The sequence below is a fragment of the Prevotella sp. P4-51 genome, from assembly GCF_002251455.1.
Lineage (GTDB): Bacteria > Bacteroidota > Bacteroidia > Bacteroidales > Bacteroidaceae > Prevotella.
The window spans coordinates 16,670-29,092 of record NZ_NPJM01000059.1 but is presented as its reverse complement, the minus strand read 5'-3'; the positions used below and the strand labels follow the sequence as shown (position 1 = coordinate 29,092).

Here is a 12,423-nt window from a genome sequence, read left to right as displayed (position 1 = left end):
TCCGCATAGACTCACTATGCGGATTTTCTGTTATCTTGGGGATGCTGTTTACAACTTCACCTTGCGCTTGGCGCCCTTGCTTTCATTGCCTACGCGGTCGAGGGCAGTCACCACATATTTATATTTCTTTGTACCGCCGTCGTAGGGCAGCCGGTAGTAGGTGTCATAGGTTATCTCTACGATTTTGGAAGCGTCTGCCAGGTTTACTTTCTCGCCCTTGGCGAAGCGGTAAATGACATAGCGGCGCGCCTCGTCGCCCCATTTCTTCGCTTTGGGAGCCGACCAGTAGAGCATCAGTCCGTCTTCTGTCCACGCGTCACCCACCTTGGCAGGCTTCTTGGGTGCCTTGCTGTCCAGGAAAGGCATGTATGGAGGCAGAGCCTTTGACTTCCAGTATACGTTGCGTAGCATGGTGCCGTAGCTGCCCATGTCTTCGGCAGCCACCTTGGCATACCAGAGCACGGTGCCACTCACGTTGCGCAGCTGGCGGTGCAGCCTGAACTTGGCAGCCATCTGATGGGTGTTGGGGTTGGCAGGGTCGCTGTTCTGCACGGTGTTCTCGATGCTCTCGCCGATGTAGAGCGGACGGTTGGCCATGTGTTTAGCCCACCATTTGATGAGCTTTTCATAGTCTGCCAATGGATGACCGATGTGCCAATAGAGCTGTGGCACGCAGTAGTCTATCCATCCGTTGTTGACCCACAGCAGCACGTCGGCATAGAGTTGGTCGTAGTTCTGCAGACCGTTGGTGTCGCTACCTATGGGCGAACTTTTCTTGTTTCGGTAGATACCAAAGGGCGACACGCCAAACTTGACCCAAGGCTTGAGCTTGTGCACGTGCTCGCCCATCTCCTTGACAAAGAGATTGACATTGTAGCGGCGCCAGTCGCCACGGTCGGCTATACCATTATTATATAAGGCGTATTCACGGTCATCGGGGATGGGGCGTCCGCCTTCGGGGTAGGGGTAGAAGTAGTCGTCGATGTGTATGCCGTCGATGTCATAGCGGCTCACGATGTCGTCGACCACCGAGAGGATATAGTCGCGGTTCTCCTTGAGTCCGGGGTTGAGTACATAGAGACCGCCATACTCGAACGCACGCTCAGGGTGAGTCTTGAGGATGTGGTTGTCGGCCAGACGGGTAGGGCTCTTCATGCGGGCGCGATAGGGGTTTATCCACGCATGAAACTCCATTCCGCGGCGGTGACACTGCTGTATCATCCATGCCATTGGGTCCCAGTAGGGAGATGGTGCCTTGCCCTGCACTCCGGTGAGGTAACGGCTCCACGGCTCAATCTTGCTCTCATAGAGGGCATCACATTCGCCGCGCACCTGGAAGATGATGGCGTTGGCGCCATCCTTTTCCAGCTCATCGAGCTGATGGGTGAGCATCTGCTGTATTTCTGCTGTCGATTTACCCAGATACATGCCGTTGACAAACTGCATCCAAGCGCCTCTGAACTCACGTTTGCCCCCGTCGGCATACATGCTGGTAGGAGCGAGCAGCCATAGGGCTGCCACCATTACAATCAGTAGTTTTTTCATTATTTGGTTTTGTTCCTCTGTTTTCTACTACAAAAATACGATGATTGTCGAGGATATCAAAATAATCAAGGAACAAATTGTAAAAAAGCCTTTATCTTCCTTCACTTTTCCCTCTTCAGCACCATACTGTGGCGCTATGGGCGTGTCGATTGCGTCTCTGTCGGGCACAAACGACAAATCCGCCATGACAGAGACAGATGCCCTTGTCGTGGCGGATTGGCTGGTTATCGTGACCTACAGCTTAGAAGCGGTAGCTCAGCGTTGCCATCACCTGGTTGCGGTCGTGGCTCACCTTGGTGGCTCTTACGATGCAGTTGTTGTCGGGGTTGGTGTCACCGTAGTAGCTCATGAAGGGGTAGAAGTCGCCATTGGTATGGCTGTATTGGTAAGCCAGGTCGAGGTTGATGTTCTTGCTGGCTTGGAATCCCAGACCCAGAGTGAAGCGGTTGGTGGCTTTCCAGTTGGTGTAGTCGGTAGAGGTAGCGTAGCCCGAACCGGGAGACTCGAGCGAACCGTCGCGGAAGCCGTTCTCGTCGAAGACGGCAGAAACCCAGTTGTAGCCTGCGCGCAGAGCCAGTGTAGGCAGTGGCTTGAACTCGGCACCCAACTTGAGGGTATGCACACCCTTGAGCGTGCGCTCGGTATGGGCGTTCATCACGTCGTCGCTGCTGCTGGTGTCATAGGCGTCGCCGTACCATGGGTCGTAGTATGTGCCGTCTATCACGCGGTTGTCTATGCTGCCATAGTCAGAATACTCATAGGTGGCGCCCAAGGCGAGGTAGCTGCCCACGGTGTGGCCCAGACTCACGCCAAACTTCCACGGAGTATATATCTTGTACTCGTAGTTGCAGTAGTTGCGGATGTAAGCGCTGCTGTTGTTATCCGACAGGTTTCCACTGTACTGTACAAAGCCGCTGCCGGCGTCGGCCCTCAGTTTCAGGTCATAGAAGACAGGGCTGTTGATGTACAGACCCACGCGGAAAGGCGAGCCGTCAACGGGCAGGAAGATGGCACCCACCTTGACATCGACACCAGTACCATCTATCTTCAGCCGTTCGGCAGAGGCACCGTTGGTGTTCTGCTCCAACTGCTCAAAGTAGCTGCTGCTGGAGCGATAGTTCACATCGTGTAAGCCCGCGGTGACTCCGAGGTAGAAGCTGTTGCTCACAGCGCCACTGATGTTGAAGTCGTAGACGCCGATGTAACCATGCTGGTACTGGCCGAAGTCAAAAGCCTGGCCGTTGTAGTAGTCCATGTATTTATTGCCCTGGTCGTCGGTCTTCTCGAGTATCTTCTTGTAGTTGGCATCGATGGCGTTCCAGCCCCATTCGCCCACCTTGTCGTACTTGATGGCCGAGAGCTTGTTCTGTGAAGCCATGGAGAGCGCACCGCTGGCAGTAAGTATCTGGTCGAAGTTGCGGCTCTTGTGGTAGTTGAAGCCCACATTGATGCAGGGCTTGCCGTTAATCTTGAGCGGCGCCACGATACCTATCTGGTCAAAGCTGGCATTGGTCTTGTGACCGCCGCTCACGCTGTGGCTCTCCACGCCGTTCTGCCATACCAGTCCGCCGGTGACACTCACCTGGGTACGGCTGAAGAAGCCCGTACCGGCAGGGTTGCTGGTCATCGTCGAGATGTCGGCACCCAGCGCCTCCATAGCGCCACCCATACCTACGTAGCGGGCGGTACCGTTGAGGTCGTTGCCGATGAGCTTGGTATCTTGATATGTCTCCTGGGCGGTGGCTGTCAGGGCAGTCATCGAAGCCAACAGGGCAAAAAACAAATTTTTGGTATTCATAATCTTATCTGTTTGTTATAGTTTTCAACTGTGTGTTGGGGTTTGTGTTATCGGTGTCCGCCACCAAAGCGTCCGCCACCACCACCACCGGTGTGTCCGCCGCCGAATCCGCCACCGCGTGAACCTCCAAATCCGCCGCCAAACGAGCCAGAGGGCATCGAGGGCGTGCTGGGACGCCCGCCGAAATTATAGTTGTCCTGGCGGGTAGGGTTGTTGCGGTTGCCGAAGGTGCGGTTGTCGTAGGTACGACTGTTGCGACCGCCAAACGAGCGCGTGCCGTTCTGTCCGTAAGCCATGCTGCGGCCCGAACCCTGACGCTGCGTCCCCCCCCAAGAGCGGTAGCCGGCATAACCGCCACGGCTGCCACTGTGGGTGACATAGACGCCGCCCCAGTAGCCCGGCCATCCCCAGCCATGGTAGTAGCCTGGCCATCCCCAACCTGCATAGTAGTAGGGATTGTACCAGCCATAGTAGCCATAATATCTGGGATACCAGGGGTCGTAGAACGGGTCGCCATACCATGGGTCATACCACGCCCAACGCCAATAGTAGGGCGAATATCCATAACTATAGCGGTAGCTGTAGAGCCATGGGTCGTAGTAGCCGTCCCATCGGCTCATGCGGCGGCTGTAGGCAAAGTCGTCGTCGACAGCGTTGTTGCGGTATTTGGCCACAAAGGTAGTGTCTACATACGCCGAGTCGGGATAGACACCATTGCCCTGCTGAAACTGGATGATGTCGTTGCCCAGACTGTCATTGCCCAACTTCTGATAATGGCTCCAGTATTTGCCACGACGGTTATATTCATCCACATCACGGTTGCTGCCCACATAGTATGCGGGCTCGGTGTCGGCCGAAGCCTGCGCCTTCTTCTTCGGGGTGAAATAGAGGTCATCCTGTGCCATCGCCGAGAGCGGTAGAGCACAGAGAAGCACTGCAAGAATATACAATTGTTTCATATCTCTTATTACTTTTAATAGCTATTCAGTATCTTACACTGCAAAATTAGTACCATTGTCACTGCAAAATTAAGGAAAAACCCTAAAGGATGGTAGGTTTTTCCCTATTAATTTATAAATTTGTAACGCAATTATAAAAGTTTAATCAATAGGAGTATATATATGAAGTATTTGGCAGCCCATTTCGAGATTGCTTGCATGGACGACATGATGCAGATTGCCCGCGACCTGCTTATGGATGTGGCCGGCGAAGCGGGTTTTGAATCCTTTGAAGACACCGAGCGTGGCGTTGACGGTTATGTGCAGGAACAGCTCTTCGACCGCCAGTTGCTTGACGATGGCATAGCTTCCTTTCCGCTCGACGGAGTAAGCATTGTATATAATATTAATAAGGTGGAGGACCAGGACTGGAACGCTGTGTGGGAAGAGCAGGGCTTTGAGCCTATCGACATCGACCATCGCGTGGTGGTCTATGACGCCAAGGGCGAGGTGCCCCAGCACGATGCTGGCGCCGTGATGATAGGCATCGATGCGCGTCAGGCTTTTGGCACAGGTACCCACGAGACCACGCAGATGATAATCGCCTCGCTGCTCGATATGCAGCTCGAGGGCAAGAGTGTGCTCGACTGCGGCTGTGGCACCGGCATCCTCTCGATAGCCGCCGCCAAGTGTGGCGCCACGCACTGCGTGGGCTACGACATCGACGAATGGAGTGTGGACAACAGCCGCCACAATGCGCAGCTCAATGGTGTGGATATGCAGGTGCAGCTGGGCGACGCGTCGGTCACAGCCACGCTCAACGAGAAGTTCGATGTGGTTCTGGCCAACATCAATCGCAACATACTCCTGGCAGACATGCCCGCCTTTGTCGGCGTGATGAAGGAGGGTGGGGCGCTCATATTGAGCGGATTTTATCCCTCCGATGCCGCCATGCTCTGCGACAAGGCTGCCACCTTGGGTCTCACGCTCACCGCGCAGAAGAGCAATGGCGACTGGGCGTGCCTCATGTTCAGCAAGTAGACTAAGATGCTCCGCACCGGATGTTCCGGCAGCAGAGTGACCGATAATACGACCGCCGCACGGATGACCACTGGTCTCTGTGCGGCGGTCGTCGGTATATGTGCCACCACTGTCAGCCCGTGGCAGCATCGCCAAAAGTCTGCCGTGATGCTTTCTAAACACAATGCGTGGTGGGAAACGTGTAATTTAAGTCTTGCAACCATCATTTCATACTTGGAATTTCTAAATTCCAACTTTGAAATCATCGTGAAGATGGTCGCGGCAGAGTTGGCTTTATCCTCCTATGTGCTGAAGGTGCCCTCTACGCTGATGGGGATACCCTCGACGCCGCTGGTGATGGTCACGGCGCCGACATAGTGGCATGCGGCCATGACGGTCACGGACGACAGAGATGTAGATGATAAAGATGTGGGGATGGCGCTGCGGTGTGGTGTGCCGGAAGCGGATAGGGGATGGCGCCCATCAATAGGTATCTTCGTGACTGCCTATTGTGAGTTTCTTGAGGTCATAGTAAGAACCATTGTAGACATTGAAGTCTACGGGACCCTTGATGCCAGGCAGACGGCCTGCATCGGTGTGTTGCCAGAATTTCCATGCACCCTTGTATTCTATCTTGGGCACATAGTAGTGGGCTATCCAGTAAGGATAGTCGTCAAAGACAGGAGCGCTGAGATACTTCTCCTTGAACTTGTAATAGGTGTAGAGGATGGGCTTGACATGATAACGGTCTTCCACGATATGCAGCCACGTGAGTATGTCGCGCTGGAACTCCTCTATCGACTTGTCCTTGGGCGCGTGCTCTATATCCAGCACGGGTGGAAGGTCTCCCTCTTCGAGCTTAACCTTCTCAAGAAAGTAATAAGCCTGCTGGCGGGCCGACGATTTGTTGCTCCAGAAGTGGTAGGCACCACGAATAAAACCATATTCGAGTGCATTGTGAAAGTTACTCTTGAAGTTTTCGTCCATGCGGCTGGCTCCCTCGGTCGACTTGATGATGACAAATCTCAGCGGGCAGCCTGAAATCATGCCTCCTTGCAGTTTGTCCCAATCTATGTTGCCCTGGTAGTGGGATATGTCGATGCCGTGTATCTCGAAACCCTTAGGATATCTGGACTCGCCATAGAGGGCACGCCATCTGAAGCCAGTAGGACCGACGAAGAAGTAGTAGAAAGCCCAACAATAGAGAACGGTTACCACGAGACCACCAACCCAGAATGTCCAACGCGGCATGCGGTGATGCCATCGATGGGCACCACGCCGAGTTGCACCACGCTTGGTCTTGCTGTGATGTGACTTGGGGGGAGTGATGTTGCGGGTAGTCTTTCTCTTATCCATGTAAAAAATGCACCGGATATCCCTGGTTCAGCGCAGTGGCTGCTTCAGGACAATCCGGTGCATGAATATCATTCTAATTATTTACCAAGCTGTTCGAGCGACAGTGTGCGTGTGGTGCGGTCGCAAACTGAAGCGGGACCCCAGTACTGGATAGGACCGGGATAGACATAGCAGGTCTCCTTGGCCCACTCGTCGCGCTTCTCGGCGAACTTCTTGAAGGGCGCACCGTCGAGCTCTACGAGAGCCTTGCGGATTACGGGCTTCATCTCGCCGTTGCGGCGCTCCATGTTCATCATCATGGTGATTGGCACACCTCCTGCCTTCCACTCATCGGTGGGAGCGGTAGTGTTCTTGACGATGGCCATATAGCCAGTCTTGCCGTTGGCAATGAGCTGAACGGCGCTTACGCCGAGTGCATAGCAATAGTCTGCGTCGAAGTTTGATGGAGCAGCGCAGCGTCCTTCATAACCAAAGAAGTGGTGGATAGCTGCAAACTTGCCAACAAACTTACCCTCGTTCTTCCACTCAGCCAACTTGTCGGCTACCATGTCAGAGATGAGCTTCTCGGTCTCGATGAGCGATACCTGTACGTTTCCGTGGGGGTCGCGGTCGAGTGAGAGCTGGCGTGCTACGTCGCCGGGCAGTGTCTTGAAGGTCTCGGCATTCTCGGCAGAGAGATGGGCGAGGATATACTTCTTCTGCTCATCGGCCTCGAGGTTCTTGTACTCTTCACCGTGGGCAGCGAGCAGGTCGTTGAGCTCGTCGATGAGACGGCCGATAGAGGGGATAAACTCGATGAGGCCCTCGGGGATGAGGACAACACCGAAGTTGTTGCCGGCAGCGGCACGGTCGGCTACAGACTGGGCGATGCCTTCTACAATCTGGTTGAGGGTCATGTCCTTCTGCTCTATTTCCTCTGAGATGAGGCAGATATTGGGCTGTGTCTGCAGTGCGCACTCGAGTGCGATGTGTGAAGCCGAGCGTCCCATCAGCTTGATGAAGTGCCAGTACTTACGGGCAGAGTTGGCATCACGCTCAATGTTGCCGATAACCTCTGAGTAAGTCTTGGTAGCGGTATCGAAACCGAAAGAAGTCTCAATCTGGTCGTTCTTCAAGTCGCCGTCGATGGTCTTGGGCGCACCGATAACCTGTACACCGTAGTTCTTGGCGGCATAGTATTCGGCCAGAACGCAGGCGTTGGTGTTGGAGTCGTCACCACCGATGATTACGATGGCGTTGATGCCGAGCTCGCGGATGATCTCGAGACCCTTCTCAAACTGGTCTACCTTCTCCAGCTTGGTACGGCCCGAACCGATCATGTCGAAGCCACCGGTATTGCGGTAGTCGTCGATGATTTCGGCTGTCAGCTCCTTGTAGTTGTGGTCAACGAGACCGCCGGGACCCATGAGGAAGCCGTAGAGCTTGTTCTCGGGGTTGAGCTTCTTGACAGCGTCGAAGATACCGCTGATGACATTGTGGCCGCCAGGAGCCTGGCCGCCTGAAAGGATTACACCTACATTGATTTTCTGGCTCATTGCCTCATCGCCGGGAACAAACTCCACGAGGGGCATGCCATAAGTGTTGGGGAACAGTTTCTTGATTTCTTCCTGATCGCCTACGCTCTGGGTAGGCTCGCCTTCCTGTACCTTAACGGCACCCTGAAGACCTTTTGGCAGTTTAGGCTGGTAAGCAGCGCGTTCTCTCTGCAAAAGACTTTTTTTCATTTTACGTTTATTTGTTAGAATAGTTACCTTATTCAATTTCTGTGAGGCGCCCGGTTGTCCTTATGATAATGCCAAAAAGAATGGCGTCCTCAAAAATCGTTGCAAAGTTACTCATTTTCCATTAGATATTAAAGCAAAAGAGCAAGAAAATGACCTCGGGCTGTCTTTTTCTTAATCTGGCTCAACGACGGCAATGGTGGCGATAAAGACAGAAAAATGAAAAAAAGTGACCGAATATTTTGTTTTCTTTGCGATTTGCATTATCTTTGGCTCAAATATTACAACAACAATGAGTAGCAAACGAGACTTAAAGCGTGCGATACACAATGTATGCACAGCTCTTTTCGCCGAAGGAGTAGCAGCTTCTCTTTACGGCCCTGAGAAAAACAAGGAAGTGATTGACCCTATCTTCGCGTCTATTCTGGAGATACATTCTGACTTCACTCGTCGTGTGTCTTTCCCTGAACCGGGCATCAAACCGAAGAAGTACTACAAGTTTATCATTGATGAGTTCAACAAGCAAGTGGCTGAGATAGTCGACCAGCTCAACGCGCTACAATAAGGAGACAATGTTACAGCAATTAGCACGCTGGATACTGTATAAAAGGATGGGATGGAAGACAATAATTACTGTCGAACATCCCTCCAAATATATTATATGTCTGGCTCCCCACACCAGTAACTGGGATTTTGTCATCGGTCAGCTCTTCGGTCTGGCAGAGCGTCGTACGACCAACTTTCTGATGAAGAAAGAGTGGTTCTTCTGGCCTCTGGGTCCGCTGTTCAGACGCTTGGGCGGCATACCCGTATATCGCGACCGCAATACGAGCATGACCGATACGCTGGCGCAGGCTGCGAAGGGGCGCAAAGACTTCTGCCTCTGCATCACTCCCGAAGGTACGCGCTCGCTCAACCCCGACTGGAAGAAGGGCTTCTACTATATTGCCCTCAAGGCAGGTATTCCCATACTGCTATATGCGCTCGATTTCGAGCATAAAGAGATACGCTGTACGCGCAGCATCATGCCCTCGGGAGATATAGACGCTGATATGCGTGAGATAAAGCTATATTTCAAGGATGTAAAAGGCAAGAAACCAGAACAGTTTAGTATAGGAGAGATAGATTGACAGTTAACTTTCACAGATGGTTGGTCATGGTGGCGCTGGCGTTATGCTGCGCCGTCAGTGTATATGCACAGGACAATTTGCTGGACGCTGCCACCGAGCGTCGGTTGAAGGACTATTTCCTCAACTATAAGTTCGATGCTGCCACAGGATATGCCCAGGCGCGCATGAAGAGCTACAGGATAGACAACCGCCAGCGCATAGTGACCATCACCGCCAACGATGCCTTTGCGGCACAGGATTTTACGGCCAAGATGGTCTCCAAAATCTATCGTAAGGTGAGCCGTATTCTTCCCTCACCTTACGATACATATAAGATACGTATAGCCGTCAATGGCGTTACCATCGACCTGATGGTGGATGGTGATATGGCAGACCCCAACTCTATTGTCAGAGCGTGGGGCAATATCGATTATAAGGGCAATGCCTGGGTGCGCAATGTGTCGCGTCCCTTTGACATCAGCCGCGGTCTGGGCAACCGTCATCTCACGGTCTATGCCAGCCATGGCCGTTTCTACGACCAGAAGATGGGGCGGTGGCGCTGGCAGAGACCCAGTCTCTTTGCTACGACCGAAGACCTGTTTACTCCCACCATCGTGGTGCCCTATCTCATACCAATGCTTGAGAATGCGGGCGCCAACGTGTTTACTCCCCGAGAGCGCGACTGGCAGCCCAATGAGGTAATCGTCGACAACAACCGCTCGTCGCTGGGAGCCAAATATGAAGAGGTGGGCACGGGCAGCCGTCAGTGGAAGGACACGGAGAAACCGGGGTTCAGTTTCCATGACGGCCTCTACTCCGACCACGAAAATCCCTTCATCCAGGGTACAGCCCGACAGGTGAAAACCACGAAGAGCAAGTCTAAGATAAGCATCATATCCTATACGCCCGACATCCCCGAGGCGGGAAGATATGCAGTCTATGTGAGCTACCAGACGGTAGAGAAGAGCGTGGACGATGCCGAGTATATCGTCTGTCATAAGGGGCAGGAGACACGTTTCCGCGTCAACCAGCAGATGGGTGGCGGCACATGGGTCTATCTGGGTACCTTCGATTTTGACAAAGGCTGTAACGAGTACAACCGTGTGGTCGTGACCAACCATGCTTTGCGCAAGGGTGTGGTCACTGCCGATGCCGTGCGCTTTGGCGGCGGTATGGGTAACATCGAACGCAACGGCACCACGAGCGGCATGCCTCGCGCTATGGAGGCTGCCCGCTATTGTGCCCAGTGGTCGGGAGTGCCCTATGCCATCTATAGCACCAAGGACGGTGCCGACGACTATGCCGACGACATCAACGTGCGTCCGCTTACCACCAACTGGCTGGCTGGAGGCTCGGTGTATATGCCCTACAAGGTGGGCAAGAATGTGCCGATAGAACTGTCGCTCGCCGTGCACAGTGATGCCGGCTACAGCTACAACGGCAAAGACCTCGTGGGGTCGCTGGCTATCTGCACCACAGGCAACAACGAGGGAGTGCTCAATGCCGGTATACCCCGCAGTGTGTCGAATACCTTTGCCAAAAATCTGCTTGACGGTATCTCTGCCGACCTCAAAGCCAAATACGGACGCTGGGTGGTGCGCTATCTCTGGGACCGCAACTACTCTGAAACCCGCAATCCCGAGATACCCTCGGCCATACTCGAGACGCTCTCCCACCAGAACTTCCCTGATATGGCTTACGCCCAGGACCCCAATTTCAAGTTTACCCTTGCCCGCTCGATATACAAGGCCATACTGAAATATACTGCCGCCCAGCACGGCACACGCTATACCGTACAGCCTCTGGCGCCAAGGAGCCTGCGCACATCGATAGACCGGCAGGGAAAAATCACGCTGACATGGGAGGCGCAGACAGACCCACGGGAGAGCACGGCGATGCCCTCTGCCTATGTGGTATATACCCGCAGCGGTGGGGGAGGGTTTGACAATGGCACGGTGGTAAGCAGCACCACCTACACCATGACGCCCCAACCTGGTACCCAATACGACTTCAAGGTGACAGCTATCAACGACGGCGGTGAGAGCTTTGCTTCGCCCATCGTGTCGGCCCTCTACAAGTCGGCAGAAGCCAAGACAGTGCTCGTAGTCAACGGCTTTGACCGCCTGTCGGCACCCCAGGTCGTCGACGACGGCCGCAGACAGGGCTTTGATCTCGATGCCGACCCTGGTGTCTCTTATGGACTCACGGCGTGGAACGGACGGCAGACCTGCTTCAACGTGAACCGTATGGGTGTCGAGAGTCCCACCGGACTGGGATATGGCGGCGAAGAGATGGCTGGCCTCTTCGTGGCAGGCAATGATTTCTCCTATGTCGCTACCCATACCTCGGCGATAGCCTCGGGGCATAAATATAATGTGGTGAGTTGTGACCGTGCTTCCATCGACGGCCGCAAGGTGGCGCTCGCCGACTACTCCTGTGTAGACCTTATCCTCGGCATGCAGCGCTATACCCCCTATGCTGTGCAGTACTACAAGACATTCACCCCGGCATGGCAAGAGATGTTCAGAGCCTATGCCCAACAGGGAGGGCGGCTGCTTGTGAGCGGCTCGTACATAGGCTCGGATATGCAGAACGATGGTGAACAGCAGTTCTTGTCATCGGTACTGCAGTTGGAGTATCATCCCGCCGACAGCGTCACAGCCCAGCCTGCCATCAACGGACTGGGTATGACGTTTGACATCGGTCGCCGTCTCAACCGTCATCACTACGCTGCCACCCATGTCGAAATACTCCACCCCCAAGGTCAGGCCTACTGCGCTATGCAGTATGCCGACGGCACCTCGGCTGCTGTGGCTTACGATGGGGCGGCCTACAAGTCGTTTGTCATGGGCTTCCCCTTCGAGTGCATACAGTTGCCAGCCACGCGAAACCTGCTGATGCAGGGGATAATGCAATTCCTACAGAAACAATAATCA

9 protein-coding genes are annotated in these 12,423 nt (G+C 53.9%); 4 read left to right on the top strand and 5 right to left on the bottom strand.

The annotated features are described in order from the left end of the window. Positions 1-48 precede the first annotated feature (48 nt). The 3 genes from CIK94_RS09460 to CIK94_RS09450 form a co-directional block, all read right to left on the bottom strand. Positions 49-1,545 carry a glycoside hydrolase family 10 protein gene (locus CIK94_RS09460; RefSeq protein ID WP_094422829.1) on the bottom strand — a complete coding sequence of 499 codons (1,497 nt, stop codon included), beginning with the start codon at positions 1,543-1,545 and terminating at the stop codon, positions 49-51. A 241-nt stretch (positions 1,546-1,786) separates the two neighbouring features. Beyond that, the gene (locus CIK94_RS09455; protein ID WP_094422827.1) at positions 1,787-3,343 is read right to left on the bottom strand and encodes an OmpP1/FadL family transporter; all 1,557 of its coding nucleotides are present in this window, start codon (positions 3,341-3,343) and stop codon (positions 1,787-1,789) included. Positions 3,344-3,390: 47 nt separating this feature from the next. Further along, the gene (locus CIK94_RS09450; RefSeq protein ID WP_094385140.1) at positions 3,391-4,302 is read right to left on the bottom strand and encodes a hypothetical protein; all 912 of its coding nucleotides are present in this window, start codon (positions 4,300-4,302) and stop codon (positions 3,391-3,393) included. A gap of 162 nt (positions 4,303-4,464) precedes the next feature. Here CIK94_RS09450 and prmA point away from each other — a divergent pair, with 162 nt between their 5' ends. Further along, entirely contained in the window at positions 4,465-5,322 is an 858-nt protein-coding gene (gene prmA, locus CIK94_RS09445; protein ID WP_094422825.1) for a 50S ribosomal protein L11 methyltransferase, read from the top strand. A gap of 462 nt (positions 5,323-5,784) precedes the next feature. Here the strand turns inward: prmA and CIK94_RS09440 are convergent, their stop codons facing one another. Together CIK94_RS09440 and CIK94_RS09435 are read right to left on the bottom strand one after the other, a co-directional pair. Then, positions 5,785-6,657, bottom strand: a complete 873-nt coding sequence (locus CIK94_RS09440; protein ID WP_094422823.1) for a glycoside hydrolase family 25 protein — start codon at positions 6,655-6,657, stop codon at positions 5,785-5,787. A 77-nt stretch (positions 6,658-6,734) separates the two neighbouring features. Further along, complete coding sequence (locus CIK94_RS09435) at positions 6,735-8,381, bottom strand: diphosphate--fructose-6-phosphate 1-phosphotransferase (protein WP_094422821.1); 1,647 nt, start codon at positions 8,379-8,381, stop codon at positions 6,735-6,737. A gap of 289 nt (positions 8,382-8,670) precedes the next feature. Here CIK94_RS09435 and CIK94_RS09430 point away from each other — a divergent pair, with 289 nt between their 5' ends. The 3 genes from CIK94_RS09430 to CIK94_RS09420 are packed head-to-tail and all read left to right on the top strand — an operon-like array spanning position 8,671 to position 12,420. Then, on the top strand, positions 8,671-8,943 hold the full coding sequence (locus tag CIK94_RS09430) for a hypothetical protein (protein ID WP_022311540.1): 273 nt from the start codon (positions 8,671-8,673) through the stop codon (positions 8,941-8,943). 7 nt (positions 8,944-8,950) lie between these two features. Next, positions 8,951-9,508 (top strand): 1-acyl-sn-glycerol-3-phosphate acyltransferase, encoded by a 558-nt coding sequence (locus CIK94_RS09425; RefSeq protein WP_022311539.1) that lies wholly within the window; start codon positions 8,951-8,953, stop codon positions 9,506-9,508. 26 nt (positions 9,509-9,534) lie between these two features. Then, complete coding sequence (locus CIK94_RS09420) at positions 9,535-12,420, top strand: fibronectin type III domain-containing protein (protein WP_094388016.1); 2,886 nt, start codon at positions 9,535-9,537, stop codon at positions 12,418-12,420. The last annotated feature ends 3 nt before the right edge of the window (positions 12,421-12,423 follow it).

Coding starts and splice junctions, on each gene's coding strand:
- CIK94_RS09460 (WP_094422829.1), bottom strand. CDS start 1,545: ATGAAAAAACTACTGATTGTAATGGTGGCAGCCCTATGGCTGCTCGCT.
- CIK94_RS09455 (WP_094422827.1), bottom strand. CDS start 3,343: ATGAATACCAAAAATTTGTTTTTTGCCCTGTTGGCTTCGATGACTGCC.
- CIK94_RS09450 (WP_094385140.1), bottom strand. CDS start 4,302: ATGAAACAATTGTATATTCTTGCAGTGCTTCTCTGTGCTCTACCGCTC.
- prmA (WP_094422825.1), top strand. CDS start 4,465: ATGAAGTATTTGGCAGCCCATTTCGAGATTGCTTGCATGGACGACATG.
- CIK94_RS09440 (WP_094422823.1), bottom strand. CDS start 6,657: ATGGATAAGAGAAAGACTACCCGCAACATCACTCCCCCCAAGTCACAT.
- CIK94_RS09435 (WP_094422821.1), bottom strand. CDS start 8,381: ATGAAAAAAAGTCTTTTGCAGAGAGAACGCGCTGCTTACCAGCCTAAA.
- CIK94_RS09430 (WP_022311540.1), top strand. CDS start 8,671: ATGAGTAGCAAACGAGACTTAAAGCGTGCGATACACAATGTATGCACA.
- CIK94_RS09425 (WP_022311539.1), top strand. CDS start 8,951: ATGTTACAGCAATTAGCACGCTGGATACTGTATAAAAGGATGGGATGG.
- CIK94_RS09420 (WP_094388016.1), top strand. CDS start 9,535: ATGGTGGCGCTGGCGTTATGCTGCGCCGTCAGTGTATATGCACAGGAC.